19 protein-coding genes are annotated in these 19,822 nt (G+C 75.5%); 8 read left to right on the top strand and 11 right to left on the bottom strand.

The genetic code is table 11. The features are described from left to right. Window positions 1-77: 77 nt before the first annotated feature. The 3 genes from MNZ39_RS04085 to MNZ39_RS04075 form a co-directional block, all read right to left on the bottom strand. Entirely contained in the window at window positions 78-1,514 is a 1,437-nt protein-coding gene (locus tag MNZ39_RS04085) for a hypothetical protein (RefSeq protein ID WP_242334902.1), read from the bottom strand. Window positions 1,515-2,008: 494 nt separating this feature from the next. Then, the gene (locus MNZ39_RS04080) at window positions 2,009-3,187 is read right to left on the bottom strand and encodes an alanine--glyoxylate aminotransferase family protein (RefSeq protein WP_242334899.1); all 1,179 of its coding nucleotides are present in this window, start codon (window positions 3,185-3,187) and stop codon (window positions 2,009-2,011) included. 203 nt (window positions 3,188-3,390) lie between these two features. Continuing rightward, a complete protein-coding gene (locus MNZ39_RS04075; RefSeq protein WP_242334896.1) occupies window positions 3,391-4,122 on the bottom strand; it encodes a 16S rRNA (uracil(1498)-N(3))-methyltransferase in 732 nt (243 codons plus the stop codon). Window positions 4,123-4,214: 92 nt separating this feature from the next. Here MNZ39_RS04075 and MNZ39_RS04070 point away from each other — a divergent pair, with 92 nt between their 5' ends. The 3 genes from MNZ39_RS04070 (at window position 4,215) to MNZ39_RS04060 (ending at window position 7,304) form a co-directional block, all read left to right on the top strand. Then, window positions 4,215-4,547 carry a hypothetical protein gene (locus MNZ39_RS04070; RefSeq protein WP_242334893.1) on the top strand — a complete coding sequence of 111 codons (333 nt, stop codon included), beginning with the start codon at window positions 4,215-4,217 and terminating at the stop codon, window positions 4,545-4,547. 175 nt (window positions 4,548-4,722) lie between these two features. Next, entirely contained in the window at window positions 4,723-5,073 is a 351-nt protein-coding gene (locus tag MNZ39_RS04065) for a hypothetical protein (RefSeq protein ID WP_242334877.1), read from the top strand. Window positions 5,074-5,225: 152 nt separating this feature from the next. After that, complete coding sequence (locus MNZ39_RS04060; protein WP_242334871.1) at window positions 5,226-7,304, top strand: GtrA family protein; 2,079 nt, start codon at window positions 5,226-5,228, stop codon at window positions 7,302-7,304. A gap of 81 nt (window positions 7,305-7,385) precedes the next feature. On the opposite strand, the gene MNZ39_RS04055 is transcribed toward MNZ39_RS04060, so the two are convergent. The 3 genes from MNZ39_RS04055 to MNZ39_RS04045 all read right to left on the bottom strand — a co-directional run bounded on the left by MNZ39_RS04055 (window position 7,386) and on the right by MNZ39_RS04045 (window position 9,198). Next, window positions 7,386-7,973 (bottom strand): cytochrome c3 family protein, encoded by a 588-nt coding sequence (locus MNZ39_RS04055; RefSeq protein WP_242334870.1) that lies wholly within the window; start codon window positions 7,971-7,973, stop codon window positions 7,386-7,388. Between the two features lie 118 nt (window positions 7,974-8,091). Next, on the bottom strand, window positions 8,092-8,733 hold the full coding sequence (locus tag MNZ39_RS04050) for a trimeric intracellular cation channel family protein (RefSeq protein ID WP_242334869.1): 642 nt from the start codon (window positions 8,731-8,733) through the stop codon (window positions 8,092-8,094). Between the two features lie 39 nt (window positions 8,734-8,772). Next, a complete protein-coding gene (locus tag MNZ39_RS04045) occupies window positions 8,773-9,198 on the bottom strand; it encodes a CBS domain-containing protein (RefSeq protein WP_242334867.1) in 426 nt (141 codons plus the stop codon). 147 nt (window positions 9,199-9,345) lie between these two features. Here MNZ39_RS04045 and MNZ39_RS04040 point away from each other — a divergent pair, with 147 nt between their 5' ends. Beyond that, a complete protein-coding gene (locus MNZ39_RS04040) occupies window positions 9,346-10,077 on the top strand; it encodes an RNA methyltransferase (RefSeq protein WP_242334864.1) in 732 nt (243 codons plus the stop codon). Window positions 10,078-10,092: 15 nt separating this feature from the next. Here the strand turns inward: MNZ39_RS04040 and MNZ39_RS04035 are convergent, their stop codons facing one another. Together MNZ39_RS04035 and MNZ39_RS04030 are read right to left on the bottom strand one after the other, a co-directional pair. Beyond that, window positions 10,093-10,959 carry a PfkB family carbohydrate kinase gene (locus tag MNZ39_RS04035; RefSeq protein ID WP_242334861.1) on the bottom strand — a complete coding sequence of 289 codons (867 nt, stop codon included), beginning with the start codon at window positions 10,957-10,959 and terminating at the stop codon, window positions 10,093-10,095. A gap of 131 nt (window positions 10,960-11,090) precedes the next feature. Then, window positions 11,091-11,744, bottom strand: coding sequence for a methyltransferase (locus MNZ39_RS04030; RefSeq protein ID WP_242334858.1), 654 nt, complete (start codon window positions 11,742-11,744; stop codon window positions 11,091-11,093). 141 nt (window positions 11,745-11,885) lie between these two features. Between MNZ39_RS04030 and MNZ39_RS04025 the strand changes: the two genes are divergently transcribed. After that, window positions 11,886-12,179, top strand: a complete 294-nt coding sequence (locus MNZ39_RS04025) for a hypothetical protein (protein ID WP_242334856.1) — start codon at window positions 11,886-11,888, stop codon at window positions 12,177-12,179. A gap of 60 nt (window positions 12,180-12,239) precedes the next feature. Further along, window positions 12,240-12,602 carry a PilZ domain-containing protein gene (locus MNZ39_RS04020; protein ID WP_242334853.1) on the top strand — a complete coding sequence of 121 codons (363 nt, stop codon included), beginning with the start codon at window positions 12,240-12,242 and terminating at the stop codon, window positions 12,600-12,602. Window positions 12,603-12,691: 89 nt separating this feature from the next. On the opposite strand, the gene MNZ39_RS04015 is transcribed toward MNZ39_RS04020, so the two are convergent. Together MNZ39_RS04015 and MNZ39_RS04010 are read right to left on the bottom strand one after the other, a co-directional pair. Continuing rightward, window positions 12,692-14,200 carry a DUF3482 domain-containing protein gene (locus tag MNZ39_RS04015; RefSeq protein WP_242334850.1) on the bottom strand — a complete coding sequence of 503 codons (1,509 nt, stop codon included), beginning with the start codon at window positions 14,198-14,200 and terminating at the stop codon, window positions 12,692-12,694. Then, a complete protein-coding gene (locus MNZ39_RS04010) occupies window positions 14,197-15,690 on the bottom strand; it encodes a DUF2868 domain-containing protein (protein WP_242334847.1) in 1,494 nt (497 codons plus the stop codon). The genes MNZ39_RS04015 and MNZ39_RS04010 overlap by 4 nt, the downstream gene beginning before the upstream one ends. A gap of 243 nt (window positions 15,691-15,933) precedes the next feature. On the opposite strand from MNZ39_RS04010, the gene MNZ39_RS04005 reads away from it, so the two are divergent. Continuing rightward, on the top strand, window positions 15,934-17,544 hold the full coding sequence (locus tag MNZ39_RS04005) for a methyl-accepting chemotaxis protein (protein WP_242334845.1): 1,611 nt from the start codon (window positions 15,934-15,936) through the stop codon (window positions 17,542-17,544). Between the two features lie 52 nt (window positions 17,545-17,596). Continuing rightward, on the top strand, window positions 17,597-18,058 hold the full coding sequence (locus tag MNZ39_RS04000) for a cache domain-containing protein (protein ID WP_242334842.1): 462 nt from the start codon (window positions 17,597-17,599) through the stop codon (window positions 18,056-18,058). A 44-nt stretch (window positions 18,059-18,102) separates the two neighbouring features. On the opposite strand, the gene MNZ39_RS03995 is transcribed toward MNZ39_RS04000, so the two are convergent. After that, entirely contained in the window at window positions 18,103-19,674 is a 1,572-nt protein-coding gene (locus MNZ39_RS03995; RefSeq protein ID WP_242334839.1) for a B12-binding domain-containing radical SAM protein, read from the bottom strand. Between the last annotated feature and the right edge of the window lie 148 nt (window positions 19,675-19,822).

Genomic DNA, 19,822 nt, shown 5'->3' with positions numbered 1-19,822 from the left:
ACCGGAGCGCGCGAGACGCTCGGGCCGCCCGGACGGCCCGAGCCAGGCTGGGGCGGCCAGCAGGCCGCGAGGGCCCGCTAGCCCGCCACGCCGAACCGCTCGGACGAGCGCTCGAGCCGGCGCACCGGACGGACGAGCGCGTCGTGCGTCGCGCCGGTGGCGAGCCGCAGGAAGGCGTAGCGGTCGAGCTCGAGCGCGCCCGCGAGCGACTCGGCGAGCCGCTCGAGGCGCCGCGCCTCGAGCCGGCTGCGCTCGCTGGAGGCCCGCTCGGCATTCACCGCGCTCTGCTCGAGGGCGCGGATGCGGCGGCGGGCGTCGGCGCGGTCGGACTCGATCCGCTCCAGGTCGGCGCGGGCCTGCTCGACGATCTCGACCCGGCGCGCGCGCTCGGAGACGTCGCGGGCGAGGGCGCGATCCCAGGCGAGGGCCGCGTCGAGGGCGGCGTCGCGGGTGGCCTGGAGGCGCGCCGCGACCCGGACGAGGAGGGCGCCCGCGAAGGGGACGATGGCGAGGAGCGCCACATGGGCGAGCCGGTTGGGCGCGGTCGCGGCGGCGGCGACGCCTCCGGCGAGGAGCGCCGCGAGGAGCGCCGCGGTGCCGCCGAGGCCCCGCCGGCTCGCGCCGTCCGGGCGATCGAGCTGGGCGGCGCGGTCGAGCGAGACGGCCGCGAACGCGAACACGGCGGCGGCGGCGCCGAGCGCGAAGACGAGCGCCATGCCCACCGGGACGGGCGACGCGTTCAACGCCTCGACGATGCTCGCCGGGTCGACGCCTTGCGCGGACAGGATCGGGCCGGAGAAGAAGAAGGCCTCGGCGACCACCAGCGCCAGCACGAAGCCCCGCAGGATCGCGGCGGGCGCTGGAGACGGGACGGGCGGCCGTCCGAGCTGCTCGGGGGTCGCGTCCACGGTGGCGGGGGCGGGCACCTTGCCCGCGGCGAGATCGTCGGCGAGGGCGCGCGCGAGCGTGTCGGCGCGGGAGCGCGCGGCCTCGGCGCGCGCGTCGAGCGCGGCGAGCGCGGCCAGCGCCTCGCGGATCTCCTGCGCCGCGAACGGGCCCTCGCGCTCGACGAGGGCCTTCATCCAGCGGGTCTGGTCGTCCGTGCGGGGCTGCGCGGCGTACGACGCGGCGTACGACGCGCCGTAGGTGGCCGGGATGGCGGGTGCCGCGTGGACGCGGGCGCGCACCACCGGCTCGCCGCCCTCCACGTCGACGACGACCGGCAGGTCCTCGAGCGTGACGGGGAGCCGCGAGGCGTACTTCGCGAGGCGGTTGCGGAGGAAGTCCTCGAGCCGGACACCCGAGCGGACCGCGAGGCGCGCCTCGACCGCGACGTCGAGCCGCGACCGCGAGACCTTCACGTCGGGCAGCGGCTTCGGCATCTTCGCCGCGGCGCGGGCTGCGGCGCGCCGCCGCGACGCCTCGAGGGCGAGGTCGAGCGCTCGGCGCCAGGCCGGACCCTTCCGCCGCTTGAACTCCGCCACGAGGCCGACGTTGTCGTCACCGACGTGCATGGACTCGATGCCTCCGTTCCCCACCCGTCGCCGAACCTATGGAGGGCAAGCGAGCCCTGGAAGCCAACCCGGCGGGGCGAGCCTGGAGGGGCTCGGTGGAGAGACGTACGGGCGGCGCGGGAGGGGGCAAAAACCGAGCGTGCCCTTGCCCGCGCGAGCGCTTCGGAGCGCGACGCGCGAAGACGAAATGATCGCTGCGGCGCAAGGAGAATCGGAGGAGCTCACCCCTCGCGTGCCCGCGCGGCCGATCGCTCGGGCCTGTGACGGGGGCTTGCCGGTGTCCTCGCTCTGCCAGGTTCACTGCGAGCGCCCGCCTGGTGCCATGGGAACTAGGGGAACGGGCGGGCGGTCGCTTCAGGGTCGGCGGGAAGGGGGACGACGGGCGGGGAGAGCGGGGGACGGCGGCGTTCGATCGCGACCCCGATGCCCGGAAGCGTACGCCCCCGACCCGAGCCAGCCGGGCGGGGGCGATCGTTCGTCGCGAATGGGCCGAGCTACCCGCGCGCGTAGACCTCGAGCGCGGCGGACGTCGCGGTGCCCGGCTTCGGACCCTTGCCCTGCTTCGCGAGGGCCTGCTCGATCGCGGCGAGGACCACGAGGACGCTCTCCTGCCGCGAGCCCTCGCCCATGAGGCCGATGCGCCACACCTTGCCCGCGAGCGGGCCGAGGCCGCCGCCGATCTCGATGCCGTGGTCGGCGAGGAGGGACTTGCGGACCGCTGCCTCCTCGATCCCGGCGGGGACCTGCACGCAGTTCAGCGTCGGGAGCCGGCGCCCCTCCTGTGCCTGCGGCGAGCACCCCAGCGCGGCGAGGCCCGCCATCAGCGCGGCCGAGTGGCGGCGGTGGCGCGCGAAGCGCGCCTCGAGCCCCTCCTCGTGGACGATCCGGAGCGCCTCGCGGAGCGCGTAGACCATGCTGATGGGCGCGGTGTGGTGGTAGGCGCGCTTCCCCTCCGCCCAGTAGTCCGCGATCATCGACGCGTCGAGGTACCAGCTCTGCACCTTGGTCTTGCGCGCGCGGAGCGCGTCGAGCGCGCGCGGCGAGAGGGTGAGCGGCGCGAGCCCGGGCGGGCAGGAGAGGCACTTCTGGGTGCCGGAGTAGCACGCGTCGATCTCCCACGCGTCCACCTCCACCGGCACGCCGCCCAGCGAGGTGACGGTGTCCGCGACGAGGAGCGCGCCGTGGGCGTGGCAGAGCTTGCCGAGCCCCTCGAGCGGCTGGTGCGCGCCGGTCGAGGTCTCGGCGTGGACGATGCCGACGGCCTTCACCTGCTCCTTCTTCAGCGCCTCCTCGACCCGTCCGAGGTCGCAGGTCTGGCCCCACGGGATCTCGATCTTCACGAGCTTCGCGCCGCAGCGGCCGACGATGTCGGCCATGCGGTTGCCGAAGACGCCAGCCGCGACGACGACGACCGTGTCGCCGGGCTCGACGACGTTCACGAGCGCAGCCTCCATGCCGGCGGACCCGGTGCCCGACAGGGCGATCGTGAACGGGTTCTGGGTCCGGAACGCGGCGCGGAGCTGGCCCTGGACCTCGTTCATGATCTCCAGGAACTTCGGGTCGAGGTGACCGAGCAGCGGCGTCGACATGGCGCGCAGCACGCGCGGGTGGACGGGGCTCGGCCCGGGGCCGAGGAGGAGGCGGGCGGGCGGCGACAGCTCGGGGACGTTCATGTCGGGGACCTCGTGGTTGCGGGCGCGCGGCGGCGAGCGGCGCGCCTCTTCGAGAGCGCGAATCGGATACAGATACACCAGCGGGAGATTCGCGGCCCAGGGGTCATGGGGGCTCTGCGGGCCCGATCGTCCGGCCGGGGGAGGGGCGCACGCGCGCGGACGGTGGAGCGGGCTCTCGCGCTCGGGTCCGACCGCGGGGTGGATCATCCGCCCCGCAGCCAGAGCTCCACCTGTCCCACCGCGTAGGGCACCGCCGCGTCGACGCGCAGCACGCGAGGCCCGAGCGAGAACGGCTCGAAGCCGCGCGCGCGGAGCGCCTCGGCCTCGTAGGGCGTCCAGCCGCCCTCCGGACCGATGGCGACGCAGGCCCGCTCGGAGAGCGGCGTGAGCGTCTCGAGCGGCGCGCTCCCGGCCGGATGCGCGAGGAGCCGCGACCGCTCGGGGAACGTCGCGTCGAGCTCGTCCTCCACGAACGGCTTGAAGAAGCGCCGGAGCGACACCTCGGGGAGGATCGTGTCCTTCCCCTGCTCGAGGCCGAGGACGAGCTCCGCGCGGATCGCCTCGGGCGCGAGGACCGGCGAGCCGAAGTAGCTCTTCTCGACGCGGTAGCTGCCGAGGAGCACGAGCCGCTTCACGCCCATGGAGGCGACCGCCTGCAGGACGCGGCGGAGGATCTTCGGGCGCGGCACCGCCGCGAGGAGCGTCACCTTCGCGGGCGGCGGCGGGGCGCGGTCGAGGCGCGGCGCGATCACCACCTCGGTGCCGGAGGCGTGGAGCACCTCCGCCTCTCCCATGCGACCGCCGACGACGCCCGCCTGGATCCGATCGCCCGCGACGGCGCGCAGGACCTCGCGGACGTGCAGCGCGCGGCGGCCGGACAGGCGGGCGACGCCGTCCGCCGCAAGCTCGGAGGGCTCGAGGAGGAGGAGGTTCACGGGAGCGCCAGACTACACCGCGCCGGCTCCGGCGCACCGCGCGCGGAGCCCCGGCCGGGCGCCGGGCCGGACGACCGGGTACAATCCTCTCGATGCCCGCTGATGCCGCCGCGTCCTGGACCCTCATCTCCGTCCTCTTCTCGTCCATCCCGCTCTCCGATTCGCTCGCCGCGGCGCTGCACGACGCGGCGGTGGAGCTGTACCGGCGCGACGACTCCGTGGGGCAGGTCGCGGGCGATCTCGCGAACGGCCGGGTCGTCAACCTGAAGCGGACGATGCAGCTCGGCGCGATCACGGGCCCCGCGTTCGAGGCGAAGCTCGACACCGAGCGCGGCGCCGGGACGGTCCGGTACCTGCTCACGCGCCAGGGCCTCGAGCTGCTCGGCCTCTCCGGCGAGCGGCCGCGCGGCGGCTATCTGAACTGAGTCAGCTTCAACGGGGCCCGCGCTCCGGCCCCGCCGGTTCGGCGCGGGACCCGCCCGGGCCGGCGCACTCCGCGCGCGGTGGCGTGTCGCCCGACATCGCCTCACCGGCACGCCTGCGCCGTACCTCGGTCGCGCGACCGGCCCGCGCGCGCGCGCGGGGTAGGCTCGCGAGTCGATGCCCTCGAGCAGGCGAGTCCTCCTCATCGAGCAAGACGCGGCGGTGCGCGCGTCGCTCTCCACGGCGCTCACCGGGCGCGGGGCGGAGGTCGTCGTCGCGAGCGACGGCGAGGACGGGCTCGCCAGGCTCGCCTGCGGCGAAGCGCCGGCGGTGGTGCTCCTCGGTCTTCACCCGCCACGCCGCGGGGACGACGCGTTCATGCGGGCGATCCGCGCCGATCCGCGCTACGCCGACGTCCCGGTCATCACGATGGCCGGCGACGGGCCCCACCGTAGGGGGCCCACGCCCTTCGACGTCGACGACGTGCTCGCGCTCGTGCTGTCGCTCTGCGATCCCGATCGCGCCTGAGCGAGCGCACGGCGGTCGCCGACGTTGGCGCGTGCGCGCCGCGCGAACGCTCGCGCTGCTGCCGAGAAACCCTCATTGGGCTTGACGCCCCGTTACGGGCATGCCCTTCGGGAGCGTCGCTCCCAGCGTGAGCACCGGGAGGGGAATCCCCGATGAAGGGTCGTCTCGCGCGGTTCGCCCTGGTGGGGCTGTCCGGGGTCGGGGTGAACCTCGCCGCGCTGCACCTCTTCGCCGGCGTGCTCGGGATCCAGGAGGTCGTCGCCTCCGCCCTCGCCATCGAGACGAGCATCGTCACGAACTTCCTGCTGAACGACGCGTTCACGTTCCGCGATCGCCGCGAGCTCGGCGCGGGGGTGGTGAGCCGCCTCGTGCGCTACCACGCGGTGAGCCTGGCGGGCGGCGTGGTGCAGCTCGTGGTCTTCGGGCTCGCCGCGCTGGCGCTCATGCGGACCCTCGGCCGGGCGGAGCTCGGGGGCCTGCGGTACCTCGCCCAGAGCGCGGGCATCGCCCTCGCCTTCGCGGCGAACTACCTCGGGAGCCTCCGCTTCGCGTGGGGGCCGCCCGGGGCGGGCGCGCCGCGTCCGGCGCTGTCGCTGCGGCGACCGGGGGCCTGGATCGCCCCCACGATCTTCGCCGGGATCCTCGTCCTGCACATCCTGCCGATCTGGCTCGTTCACTACTTCCCGACCCAGGACGGACCGCTGCACGTCGAGAACGTCCTCTCGCTCATGCGCTACCGTCACTCGCCGCTCCTGCAGCACTGGTACCTCGCGAACTGGGGCGCGCAGCCGAACTGGCTCACGCAGGCGCTCCTCGCCGGGCTCCTGCAGGTCGTCGGCCCGCTCACGGGCGAGAAGCTCGTGCTGACCGGCTACACGGTGCTCTTCCCGCTGGGCTTCCGGGCCCTGCTCCCGCCGGGTCGCGACGGGTGGTGGGCCGCGCTCGCCGCGTTCCCGTTCGTGCACGCGTTCCCCTTCCAGATGGGCTTCTGGAACTTCTGCTACGGGCTCGCGCTGGCGCTCCTCACGGTGGGCTTCTGGCTGCGTAGCCGGGGCCGGCTCGGGCCCTCGCGCTGGCTCGTGCTCGCGCTCCTCTCGGTGCTGCTCTTCCTCGCCCACTCGGTCGCGTTCGCGGGCGCTGGCCTCGCCATCGGGGTCCTCCTGGCCTGGCGCCTCGCCCTCGCGGTCCGCCGCTCCCGCGGGCACGCGGCGCGCCGCCGGCTCGTCGTGCGCGGCTACGCGGTGCGCGCCGGCGCCGTCGCGCTCGCGGCGCTGCCCGGGGCGGCCCTCCTCGGCGCCTGGCTCGTCGCGCACTCGGATCGCGCGTCCTCGCGCCTCCCGATCTACGAGCTCGCGGCCAAGCTCGCGACCGCGTACGCGCTCGTCTCGATCGACCGGCGCGAGATCCTCCTCGCGTGCCTGGTGTCGCTCGTCCTGTTCATCGGCGTGGTGCACCTCGCCCTCGTGCGCGCCACCTCGACGCGCGCGTTCCGGCCGCACGACGGCTGGCTCCTCGCCGCGGTGGCGTTCGCGATCGCGTACTTCGCGGTCCCGGAGGTCGTGGCGGCGGGCGCGCACGTGTCCGACCGGTTCGCGCTGTTCACCTTCCTCTGCGTGGCCGCCTGGATCGCCACCGGCGCGGCGCCCGCCATCGCCGTGCGGCGCCTCGCCCTGGCGCTCGCGGGGATCGCGGTAGTGGCGACGGGCCTCCGCTACGAGAAGCAGCGCCAGATCTCCGCCTACGTCGAGGAGTACGTCGCGGCGGCGGCCGGCCTCGGCCCGGACCGCGTGCTCCTGCCGGTCGCCATCTCGCCCTACGGCCCCGTCGACGAGAACGGCCGCAACCTCGGCTACCGCGTGAAGCCGCTCCTGCACGCGACCGGCTGGGTGGTGGCGCGCAACGGCGGGGTGGACCTCAAGAACAGCCAGGCGTTCACCGATCACTGTCCGCTGCGGTTCCCCGACGATCACAACCCGTTCCTCATGCTCGCCGGCTCGCTCGCGAAGATGGAAGGGACGCCCCCGTGCATCGACCTGCGCGCGGCCGTGGCGGCGCAGGTGGACTACGTCCTCGTGTACGGCGTCACCCCCGACGCGCTCGCGAGCCCGTGCGGCGCGCGGATGGCGCTCGACCTGCGGTCGCGCTACGAGCCCATCGCCCACTCGGCGAGCGGCATGCTCGAGATCTGGCGGCCCAGGCCCGAGGGCGCGCAGCACGCGCAGTACCCCTGACGGCGACCGCCCCCCGCAGACGACGAGGCCCCCCGGCGCGTCGCGCCGGAGGGCCTCGAACGGCTCACGAAAGAGCGGATGCTACTTCTTCGCGGGCGCGGCCGCGGGCTTCGCGGGCGCGGCCGCCGCGGGCGCAGCGCCGCCGGCGCGCTGATCCATCGAGGTGAAGACGACCGCCTTCTTCGCCACGACCTTCCCGTCGGCCTTGGCCGAGTGGCAGACGGCGCAGAACGCGTCCATGCTCTGGCCCTTCGCCGTGTCGACGCGGAGGTACTTGTAGTTGGCGTTCGACGGGTGCGGGTCGTGGCAGCCGACGCACTCGAACCGGCCGTCGCGGAGGAGGTCGCCGGGGACGTTCGCGACCTTCGGGTTCACCGAGGTGAGGCCGTAGGGGTGGCTCATGTGGCCGGACACCGGGGCGTAACCCTGGCCGCCCTTCGAGGTCTCCTCGTGGCAGCCGAGGCAGAGCGCCGTCGATCCGGTGTATGCAGCCTTCGTGCGGGGGTTCTGCGCCACCTTGTTCGGCGCCACGGCGAAGATGACATCGCCCTTCGCCGTGTGGATGCCGTGGCAGCCGTTGCAGCCGACGCCGTCGTGCCCGCCGAAGGCGAACGCGGAGATGGGCAGCGCGGCCGCGAGGGAGAGGACGAGGATTCGAACGCCGTTCATGTGAAGCTCCTGATGCGTACCGCGGGTTGACACCCTCGATGGGTGCGAAAGCGCGCGGACTGTACGCAAACGGGTCGCCTGGCTGCCTTGATGGAGAGCAACCGGGCGAGCGCTCGGATCAGGGGCCGTGGTCGGGCTCGAACGCACCGGTGCGCCAGCCGAGCCGGATGGAGAGCAGACGTACCATGAACGCGAGACTTATCCCCGCGAACGCCGCCGTCTCCTCCGGCAGGCGGAGGCCGGCCGCGAGGGCGATGAAGCACAGCACGCCGGTGAGGGCGGCGAGGGCGTAGGCCTCGCCGGGCTTGAAGATGAGCGGCTCCTCGCGGACGAGGACGTCGCGCAGCATCCCGCCGCCCACCGCGTTCACGCAGCCGACGAGCGCCACGGAGACGAGCGGGAGGCCCGCGGCGAGCGATTTCTGCGCGCCCACCACCCCGTACACGCCGAGCCCGAGCGCGTCGATGACCACGATCGCGAGCCGGGCGCGCTGGAAGTGCCGCCCGAAGAACGCGCCGGCGAGGCCGCCGCCGAGCACGCCGAGCAGGTAGCGCCCGTCGGTGAGCACGGCGGGTGGCCCCTGCTGGAGGAACAGCCCGTCGCGGAGGAGCGCTCCGCCGAGCCCCGTCGCGATCGAGAGCACGAGGATGCCGACGAGATCGTAGCGCTTGCGGACCGCGGAGATCGCCCCCGTCACCGCGAACAGGAACGAGGCGGCGACGTCGAAGGCGATGGGGAGATGGAAGCCGCCGCGCAGCACGCGAGCTACTTAGCACGTCGGCGGAGGTGGAGCGCGCGGTCAGAGGGCGCCGAGCATCGGGTCGCGCGCGTGGCGGAGCACCTCCGCGGCGAGCGCGGTGCTCGCGTTCGCGATGTCCTCGACGGAGAGCATGCCGGAGAGGTGCCCGGCGCCGTCGAGCACGATGAGCCGCCGCACCGCGCACGCCTCCATCGCGTGCGCCGCCTCGGCGAGCTCGTCCTCCTCGGTGCAGGCGACGACCTGGGGCGTCATGGCCTCCCGGACGCGGGTGCGTCTCGGGTCTGCGCCCGCCGCGGTCGCCCGCACGGCGATGTCCCGATCGGTCACGATCCCCGAGAGCGTGCCGTCCTCGAGCACGGGGAGGGCGCCGACGCCGAGCTCCTTCATCTTCCGGGCGGCCGCGACCAGCGTCTCGTCCACGCCGATGGTCGCGGCGTTCCGGGTCATCACCTCGCGCACGCGCATCGTCTACCTCCTCGTGCATCGAACCTCACGCGGTCGCGCGGCGCGAGGGGGACCGTCGGGGCGCTCCGGTCGAGGCGGGCAACCCGCCGCGGACCCGCCGGCTCCGCCGGGCGAGCGAGCGGGCGAGGAGCCGTCGTACGATGCCCCATGCCCGAAGCGATGCCCGTCGTCCCCGCGCCGGTGCGGATCGTCCTGCTCCGGCCGCGGAACCCCGAGAACCTCGGCGCCGTCGCGCGCGCGATGAAGAACTTCGGGCTCGCCGACTGGGCCATCGCGGAGCTCGGGACGCACGACTTCGCGACGGCCCGCAGGGTGGCGGTGCACGCGGAGGACCTCCTCGACAGGCCTCGGCTCGTCCGGACGCTCGACGAGGCGGTCGCCGACTGCGCGTGGGTCGTCGGCACCAGCTCCCGGAGGGTGCGCGGCAAGCGGCGCCTCGCCCCCGCGGCGGTCGCGCGCGAGGCGCTCGAGCGCGCCCCGGCGGGGCGGACGGCGATCGTCTTCGGCGACGAGCGCAGCGGTCTCACGAACGACGAGGTCCTCCGTTGCCACGACCTGTCCTCCATCCCGACGGACGAGGCGCAACCCTCGGTGAACCTCGCCCAGGCGGTGCTCCTCTATGCCTACGAGCTCAGGCGGGCGGCGCTCGAGGCGCACGCGCGGGCTCCCACGTCCCCGCCCGCGGGCGCGACGGACGCGGAGCTCGGGAGCCTCGAGGCGGCGCTGCGCGCGGCGCTGCGGGCGGGCGGATTCCTCGCGGGACCGGAGCGGCACGCGGTGCGCGACCTCGTCGCTCCCCTGCGGCGCGCGCGGCTCACGCAGCGGGAGGCGAGGCTTTGGTCGGCGGCGCTGCGGACGCTGGGGAGGGGAGAGGGGTAGGTCGGGGTCTCGGTCTCACGTCCCCACCGGCACCCTCCTCGCGCGCTCCGCCGCCTCGCCGATCCGCGGCAGCGTTTCCCCTCCCACTCCCTCGACCACGATCGACGCCGCGGCCGCGCCGAGGCGCGCGGCCTCGACCGGGTCGTCACCGCGGGCGAGCGCGAGCAGGAAGGCGGCCGCGAACACGTCGCCGGCCCCGGTCGGATCGACCTCTCGCGTGGGGAACACCCCCACGACGAACGTGCGGTCGCGCGTCGTCACCGTGCAGCCGGCGGCGCCCCGCGTGAAGACGACGATCGGCACCGCCGCGGCGAGGCGCGCGAGGAGGTCGTCCTGGCCGGCGAGGTCGTCCTCTCCGACGAACGCGGCGGTCACGCCGGCGAGCTCGGCGGGCGCGAAGGACCAGCGCGGCTGCACGACGGTGCCGTCCGCCGCCACGGCGCGCACGAGCCCCTGGACGCCCAGCCCCACCACCCGTGCGCCGGCGACGTCGGCGAACGCACGCGGCGCCACCTCGCCGAGGACGGGCGCGAGGTGGAGCACGTCCGCGCCGCGCCAGGCCACGGGGAGGGTGGCCGGATCGAGCGGCGGGGCGGAGGCCTCGACCCGCTGCCGGCGGGCGCCGCCCGGCGCGTGCATGTTGACGAAGAGGGTCGTGCGCGCCGCGGGCGCGATGATGGACTCCACCCCGGCGAGCGCGCGCTCCGGATAGTCGGCGCCGGCGGCCGTGAGCACGCGCGCCCGGGCGCCGAGCGCGCGGAACGTGTGCGCCGCGTACCACGCCGATCCCCCCGGGACGAGCCGCCCGGCGACACGGTCGAGCGTCACGTGGCCGCAGACGACGGCGGCCGGCCGCGCCGCGGAGGTGGGCAGGTCGAGCATCGCGACGGAGCGTACCACCCGTCCCGGCGGTCGCGGCCACGCGAGCGGAGCCGCGCGACCCGTCCGCCGCGTGCCAGGTCACGCGCCGTCGATCGTCGGCCCGGGCCGCCGTACCGGCGAGCGGACGCGGGTCAGGGCAGGATCTCGAGCACGCGCGCGTGCCGGAGCGGGCCGTCCTCGATCTCCACCGTCGTCGGGACGTCGTAGGACGCCCGGACGGCGAAGCCCTCGCGCGGAGCGTAGGTGCGGCCCGCGTCGCCGGCGAGGACGCTCACGCCGCGCGCGGCGAGCCGGCGGAACCACGCGAGGCTCCTGGCGGCGAGCGACCGCTCGTAGAAGACGTCGCCCGCGAGCACCACCTCGACGCCGGGGAGCGGCGCCTCGATCGCATCGCCCGCGCGGAACTCCGGCGCGACCCCGTTCAGCGCAGCGTTCACCCGCACGGCCGCCTCGCAGAACGGGTCGAGGTCGAGCGCGAGGACCCGCGCCGCGCCGGCGCGCAGGGCCGCGATGGCGACGAGACCGCTGCCCGTCGCGAAGTCCGCCACCGAGCGTCCGCGAACGAGGTCGGGGTGGTCGAGCACGTGGCGCGCGAGCGCCTGGCCCCCCGCCCACGGGAACGCCCAGAACGGCGAGTCGTCCCAGCCCGCCAGCTCGGCCGCCGTCGCATGCCACAGCGGCGTCAGCTCGCTCGCCTGGTGAATCATGATCTCGGGGGCGAGGGGCACGGGCGCGGGCGCAGTGCGCTCCCGGACGAATTCGACGAGCTCTTCGAGCGTTCGCAAACGAGCACGGAACAGACCACGCCACCGCCGGCGCCTGCAACCCAGGCGGGCAGGGTGCGCCCACCTCGCCGCACCCGGAGGCGGCTCCCCTTGGGGCACTTGGTGGCTCGTCTGCCGTGACGGAGGTTGGCCGCAAGGGTCATGTGGACCGTCATTCGTTTCGCGCTCTCGGGAGCGGATCCTGCGCCGTACCGCGCGGCCTTCGACCTGCTCCGGCGCTCCGGCTTCCAGCCCCATCGCCGCCCCGAGGACGCCGGGACGTGCGAGGTCTTCCCCGCCTCCGTGGTCGCCGATCTGCTGCAGGATCCCGGCGTCGTCTCGCGGGCGATCTTCGAGGCGCTCGCGGGCGCGCGGCTGCGGCCGGTGATGGTGGCGGGCGCGCACGTGGAGGTGCGCGCTCGCGCACGCCCCGAGCCGCCCGTTGCGCCTCGCTGATCCATCGGGCGACGTTCGTCGATCGAGTGGCGGGCCGCTCCGGCGGCCGTGGAGGGCCTGATGGACGCACCCGACCGGCGGCGGTTCTCGCGCATCCCCTTCCACGCGGGCGTGGAGCTGCACGTGGAGCGCGGCACCGCGCCCGCGCGACTCCTCGACATCGGCCTCAAAGGCGCGCTCGTCGAGGTGGGCGAGGGGCTCGACGTCGAGCGCGGCGACCCGTGCGCGCTGGCGCTCCGGCTGGAAGGCGGTGAGGTGGTGATCCGGATGGACGGTGCCATCGCGCATCGCGAGGGGAGGCGCGTCGGCGTGCGCTGGTACGCGATCGACCTCGAGAGCATCGCCCACCTCCGCCGCCTCGTGGAGCTGAACGTCGGCAGCGACGTGCAGGGCGAGCTCGCGGCGCTGGTGGGGAGCGCGTAGGCGAGGCGCCTCGAGCAGGACCCGACCCTGAGACCCTCACTGCCCCGCATGGCCGCCGGCGCGTCGACGCGCGGGCGGACCTCGGCCGCTCACGGACCGTGAGGGAGAGCTTCCGCTGAGGGCTCCTCGCCCGGGATGGGATCGACCCGGCGGAGGATCCGGCCGATCGCGCGCTCGAGCTCGTCCCGCACCCAGCGCGGCGGGTCGTAGGGGTCGCGCCGGAGCCGGCGGAAGAGCGACTCGAGGCCGCGCCGCTCGCCGCGCGCGAACTCCGCGACGAGGCCGGCTCGGCCACCCCCCGCGCCGGCCGTCTCGACCGCGATGGGCCCGCGCCGCGCGTGCGTGCGGCGGACCACGCTGTCGTAGTGGAGGAGCGCGCGATCGAGGAGGACCCACGGGAAGTTCGGCTGCGCGTGCGGACCGATGCGGAAGCGGCGCGCGCCGGACCAGTAGCGCTGGACGTCGAGGAGGAGGCCGGGGATGCCGGGCGCGCCGATCGAGCGGACGCGCGCGTAGCGCCTCCCCACGCCGTACAGCGCGCCGCCGCCGCCGAGCGCGCCGCCGAGGACGGTGCCCGCGAAGATGCTCGCGCCCCCGACCGCCGCGTCCACCGCGCCGCCGATGGCCGCGCCGGCCAGCGCGCCGGCGGCGACGAGCTGCGCGGGAGAGAGCCCGAGCAGCTTCCAGGCCTCCTCGGCGAAGAGATCCTGGCGGTACACGGGCCGCTCGAGGCCGGGGCCCTCCTCGAACCGCGCCTCGCGGTGGCCGTACAGCGCCTCGACGCGGCGGCGCGCCTCCTCCTCGCGGGCGCGGAGCGCGTCGTGGAAGCTCCGCTCGAGGCGGTCGCGCTGCTCCTCGATCGCGGCCTCGTCCTCGACCGCGAGCTCCTCGGTGTGCGTGAGCGCGTCCACGAGGAGGCCGGAGACGAGGGCGGCCGCCTCCGCCCGGCGCCGGCCACGCTGGGCGACGAGCGCGGCGACCGCCTCGTCCACCGCCGCGCGCCAGTCGGGCCGCAGCTCCCGGAAGACCTGCAGGAGGTTCACCCGCTCCTCGAACGAGACCGAGAACGCGTCGAAGTCGCGCACGATCTTGAAGTGCTGGTCGAGCGCGCGGTGCCACTCGGCCGCGTGGTCCTCTGCGCCGATGCGGTTGACGAGCGCCATCCCGGGCCGGCCCGTCCAGCGGAGGATCTCCATCTCGGCGTCGTAGTTCGGCCGATACGGGTGCGTGCCGTCGACGACGTAGAGCACGCTCGCGCCCGCCAGGATCGGCGCGAGCAGGCGGCACTCCTCGACGAGCTCGGAGGTGCCCTCGAAGGCACGCACGAGCTCGGCGACGCGCGCGGGCCGCTCCGCCGCGCTCACCTCGCGAGCGCGCAGCCAGGCGAGGGCGCGCGGAGCGTCCTCGAACCCGGGCGTGTCGACGAGCACGAACAGGGTCCGCCCGTCCACGCGGACGGGGAACTCGCGCACCTCGGTGGTGGTCCCCGGGCGCGGGTCGATGCGCACCGAGTCGTCCTCGGCGAGCGTCGCGACGATGCTCGACTTGCCCTTGTTCACGCGGCCGACGACCGCGAAGCGCGGGACCTCCGGGGTCACGGCGCCCCCTGGAGAGGCTCGACCGCGAGGTACGGGTCCTCGAGCCGGGCGAGCCCGTCTCGCCAGGTGCGCACGCTCGCCTCCGTGGCCGGACCGACGCGGTCCTCCCTCACCTCCGCCACGAGCACGAGCAGGTGCCGCCGCGGGCCCAGGGCGCCGCGCAGCTCGCGCACGAGCCTCAAGGCCGCCCGATCCGGCGCCTCGAATCCCTCGGCGACCACCACCACCGGCTCCGCCCCGTCCACCGCGGCGAGCCACCTCGCGCCGAGCTCGTCGCGCCCGTCGCGCCCGCCGGCGGCGTGGACGCTCGCGATCTCGCGCCGGACCTGGCGGGCGATGGCCGCCTCGAGGGCGGGGTGCGCCGGGACGTCGCGCCAGAGCACCACCGCGCAGCGCGTGCCCGCGGGCGGCGCGACGCCCGGGACCGTCGCCGGGATCACCGCAGGCGGCGCGGCCTCGGGGAGGACGGCCCCGGTCTCGACGTGCGGCTCGGCGAGCCGGGCGAGGACGCGCGCGATCTCCGCGTCGTCGAGCGGAAGGCGGGCGAGCAGCCTCGCGGCGCGCAGGCGCGCGACCGCGAGCGCGACGGCGCGCGGGAGGAGGCCGTAGGTCGCGACGGCCGCGAGGAGGAAGCGCCACCACTCCCCGACGAGCGCCGGGTCCGCGGCACGGCCTGCCCCGGCGTGGAGGTAGGCGCCCTCGAGCCGCGAGTAGCGCGTCGCCTCCACCAGCGCGAGCGACGGCGCGGCGTCCGGCCAGAGCGACGCCCAGGGCCGCGCCAGCGCCGAGACGAGGGCGTGGAAGCGCGGCGCGTCGAGGTCCACGAGCGTCGTGCTCCACGCGAAGGCGATGTCGGAGAACACCACGAGGCGCAGGCACCCGAGGAGCGCCCCGACGTTGAAGGCGACGCCGAAGGTCTGCGTCGCGCCGAGCAGGAGCCACGGCTCCACGGAGTGGTACAGCGAGCGCCGGCTGCGCAGCCGGTGCCAGAGCGCGCGCCACTCCTCCGCGCGCGCCTGCCCCGCCGCGCGTCCGGCGAGGCGCGGGTAGAGGGCGCCGATCGCCTCGCGGAAGACGCCCACGAGCGGCGCGCCCAGCGTCGCGAGCGGGAAGAGGAACGCGGCGAGGAGGAACAGGAGCAGGAGCACCTGCGCGCCGACGAGGACGAGCAGCACGTCCCAGACGTTCACCGGGTGCTCGCCGGTGTAGCCGAGGAGCGCCGTCGCGGCGCCCCAGCCGAGCGCGAGCCCGATCGCCGCGAGCGCCAGCCGGACGCCGGCCAGGGCGCGGGACACCGTGCGGCCGGGGAAGAGGAGGCTCGGCTCGCGCTCGCGGAGCTGGGCGAGCCAGCGGGCGAGCACGTCCCCCCGGTCACCGGCGAGGGACGCTCCACGCATCGCCTCGCGGTCGCGCCGCTCGAGCGCGCCCGCGGGCGCGTCCCGATCGCGGGCGAGCTGGGCCTCGAGGTCGATGAGGTCGGCGAGCGTCACGGCAGGTCGCCGAGGGAACATAAGGGATCGGCGCGCCCGGGTCGCGCCTCGCGGGTGCGCTCGACCCGGGTCGCGCTGCCCGCACCGAGCCCCGACCTCGCCCGCGCCGCTCGAGCCGGGCAGGGCGCCAGGAAAAGCGGCAGGTTGGGCCCCGCGCCTCCGAAGTGCGCGCCTGCGCCGCAGGCGGCCCCCGTCCTGCATCCCGGTGACTGAGGGTACGTCCTGCAAGGGTAGGTGAACGTGATGAAGCTGCGGCTCAGCGGGAAGGTGCTGGGACTCCTCGTCGTGGCGGTGATCTTCGTCGCGCTGGTCGGCGGCGCCGGTCTCGTCGCGACGGCCTCGATGGCCGGCGTGGTCGGCGACTACGCAGGCGCGAAGGTGCCCCAGCTCGTCGCGGTGTCGCGACTCGCCACGGCGGTGGGGCGCGCCACCGGCGCGGCGTCGGCGGTGGAGAACGGCACCCTCGAGCCGGAGGTGCACGAGGCGGCGCTCGCGCTCATCGCCGGCCAGCTTCGCGAGGCGGTGGACGCCGAGCGCGCCTTCGAGCGCGGGGGACGGGACGCGGGGGCGAGCCAGATCGCGCCCGCGCTCGATCGGTGGAAGCAGGACCTCGCGCAGCTCGACTCCGCCGCGCGGGCGAGGCGGGACGCAGGCGCGGCGGGCCAGTTCGCGGAGGAGGCGGGGGCCCAGCACGACGTGACGGACGCGTTCGAGCGCCTCCGCGTGGACGCGCAGCGGCTCCTCGAGGTGGTGGACGCGAGCGCCGTGGCGACCCGCACCGCCGCCGACGCGAGCGCGGCGCGCGCCCGCGACGCCGAGGCCGGCGCCCGGCGCGACATCGCCGTCGTGTTCCTCCTCGCGACGGCGGCGCTCGCCTCCGCCGGGGCCTTCCTCGTCCGCGCCATCCGGCGCGGCCTCCGCTCGGTCGTGGAGGCCGCGGAGCGGATCGCGGCCGGCGACCTGCGCGACGCGGTGGAGGTGACGAGCCAGGACGAGCTCGGCGACCTGCAGGCCGCGATGCGCCGCATGGGCGGGCAGCTCTCGCAGGTCATCGGCGACGTGCGCTCCGGCGCCGCCGCGCTCGCGGCGGTCGCGGGCCAGGTCTCCGCCACCTCGCAGCAGCTCTCGCAGGGCACCGGCGAGCAGGCCTCCAGCGTGGAGGAGACCTCGGCGCTGCTCGAGGAGATGAACGCGTCCATCGGCTCCAACGCGGCGAGCAGCCGGGACGTGGAGCGGATGGCGAGCGAGGGCGCGAGGAACGCCGAGCGCAGCGGCGCGGCGGTCACCGAGACGGTGGGCGCGATGCGCGCCATCGCCGAGCGGGTCTCGATCGTCGAGGAGATCGCCTACCAGACGAACCTCCTCGCCCTGAACGCCGCCATCGAGGCGGCGCGGGCGGGCGAGCAGGGGCGGGGCTTCGGGGTCGTGGCGACCGAGGTCCGCAAGCTGGCCGAGCGCAGCCAGGCGGCCGCCAAGGAGATCGGCGAGCTCGCCGCCCGCTCCGTCGGCGTGGCCGAGCGCAGCGGCGGGCTCCTCGCGGAGCTCGTGACGACCATCGCGACCACCGCCGAGCGGGTGCGCGAGGTCTCGGCGGCCTCGCAGGAGCAGTCGGCCGGGGTCGGGCAGCTCTCGAGGGCGATGACCGTCGTCGATCAGGTCACGCAGCGGAACGCCTCCGCCGCGGAGGAGCTGTCCGCGACCGCCGAGGAGCTCTCCACCCACGCCGACGCGCTCCGGGAGCGCGCCGCCTTCTTCACGGTCGGCGGGGAGGGTGGCGTCGCGGACGCGCTGGAGCACCCGCCCGCGCTCCCCCGCGAAGACCTCCCTCGCCTGCACGCCGCCGGCGCCCGCTGACCGGCGCCGGCCTTCCCCCCGACCCGCGCACTGCCCCACCGGAGGAACACCCATGAAGAAGCTCCTCGCCGCAGCCCTCGCCGCCGCCGTCCTGGGCGCGCTCGGGCAGGCCGCCGCCGCCGAGCCGTACGCCACCACCAAGGACGCCGAGCTGCTCGTGCACCGGGCGGCGCTGTTCATGAAGAAGGAGGGCAAGGAGAAGGCGATCGCGACGTTCAACGACGCGCACGGTCCGTTCATCTACCGGGACCTGTACGTCTTCGCGTACGACCTCGCCGGCAACTGCCTCGCGCACCCGACGAAGCCCGAGCGTGTCGGCAAGAACAACATGGGCGACAAGGATCCCGACGGGAGGTTGTTCGTCCGGGAGCGGATCCTCCTCGCCCGAAAGCACGGCAAAGGCTGGCAGCAGTACAAGTTCAACAACCCCGTCACGAACAAGGTCGAGCAGAAGGTGGCGTACTTCGAGCTCGTGGACGGGGTGGTGCTCGTCGCGGGGGCGTACAAGAAGTAGTCGCCGGGCACCCTCCTGCGCGCGCGCGGCGCGCCCGGCCGCCGTCAGGAGGCGGTCGGCGCCGCCGCCGCGCGCGCCGACCCGGCGCCGGGGACCTTTCCGGCGGCGCGGAGCGCCGCGAGCTGCCGATCGAGGCGCGGCAGGACCTCCTCGTGCGTGTAGCGGACGAGGTGCTCGCCGAGCACGGCGAGCGTCACCGCGCGCGGGAGCGCTGCGGGTCCGAGCCGCAGGGCCTGGCCGACGAGGCGCCAGAAGTGGCGGCGGCGCGAGCCGCGCAGGCCGAGGCGCCACAGGGTCCGCGCGAGCGTGGCGAGGGACCCCGGCCTGAGCGGGCTCGGGCGCATCGGCGCGAGCGCGAGGTGCAGCGCGCAGCGACGGAAGTAGGCGTCCTCGTCGTAGAGCTCCGCGAGCAGCCGGCGGTAGCCCTCGAGGAGCTCCAGATCGCCCATGGCGGGCTCGAAGTTGGTCTCGCCGAACTGGTCCCCGGTGGACTCGGCGCGAAGCCGGCCCTCGCGCGCGAGCCGCCTCCAGAGGGCCGTGCCGGGCAGCGCGGTGAGCGTCCCTACCATCGCGCGCGGGATCGGGAGCGCCTGGATGAACGCGCGCTGGCGCGCGAACGTGCCCGCGTCGTCGGCGTCGAAGCCGACGATGAACCCGGCGAAGACCTCGAGCCCCGCGGCCGTGAGGCGCCGCACCGCCTCCGCCGGATCCACGCGCAGGTTCTGGCGCTTGCCGGCCTCCTGCAGGGCGGCGCGATCGGGCGTCTCGATCCCCACGAAGACCGCCGAGAACCCGGCGTCGACCATCGCGGCGAGCAGCTCCGGCAGCGTCGCGAGGTCGAGGCTCGCCTCGGTGTAGAGGTCGAACGGCCGGCCGTGCTCCGCCTGCCAGCGCGCGAGCTCGGGGAGGAGTCGCGCCGCGGCGCGGCGGTTGCCGATGAAGTTGTCGTCCACGAGGAACAGCGGCCCGCGCGCGCCGAGCCGGTGGAGCGCCTCCAGCTCGGCGAGCACCTGCGCGGCCGACTTCACCCGCGGCACGCGCCCGAAGACCTCGATGATGTCGCAGAACTCGCAGCTGAACGGGCAGCCGCGCGACACCTGGATCGCGTGGCTCGCGTAGCGGTCCAGGGCGAGGAGGTCGAAGCGGGGGACGCGCGCGAGGGCGAGGTCGGGCCGGCCCTCGCCGGACGGCGAGAGGACGCGGTCGTGCGCGCCGGGGCGCTCGACCGCCGCGACGAGCCGCTCGAGCCGGCCCTCGGCCTCGCCCTGGAACACGTGGGCCGCCTCCGGGAACCGCTCCGGCGCGATGGTGGGGGCCGGCCCGCCCGCGACCGTGACCTTCCCGAGCGCGCGCGCCCGCGCGAGGACGGCGCGCATCGACGGCGCCTGCACGAGCATGCCCGAGACCAGCACGGCGTCCGCCCAGCGGAGGAGCTCGTCCGGCAGCGCCTCGAGGTGCTCGTCGTGGAGCCGGAGCTCCCAGCTCGCGGGCAGGTGCGCCGCGAGCGTCGCGAGGCCGAGCGGAGGAAGCGCCGCGTCCTTGCGGATGAACGGGAGGCTGTGCCCGTAGCCCCAGTACGTGGGCGGCGTGGAACCCTGCACGAGGAGCGCACGCATTCACGCGGTGTACGCCTCGTCCGTCATCCGCCCGTCACGGTCGCGCGCCATCGGTGGGGTGACCAGGCCGAGGCGGGTCGCGAGCTCGGAGGGGCGCCGGCCGAGAGGCCCCCGCCAAGGGCTCGTCTACCCAGCTCGGGGCACCCCA

This window comes from Anaeromyxobacter sp. SG66 (assembly GCF_022690805.1).
Classification (GTDB): domain Bacteria; phylum Myxococcota; class Myxococcia; order Myxococcales; family Anaeromyxobacteraceae; genus Anaeromyxobacter; species Anaeromyxobacter soli.
This window is presented reverse-complemented; position numbering and strand designations above follow the sequence as displayed.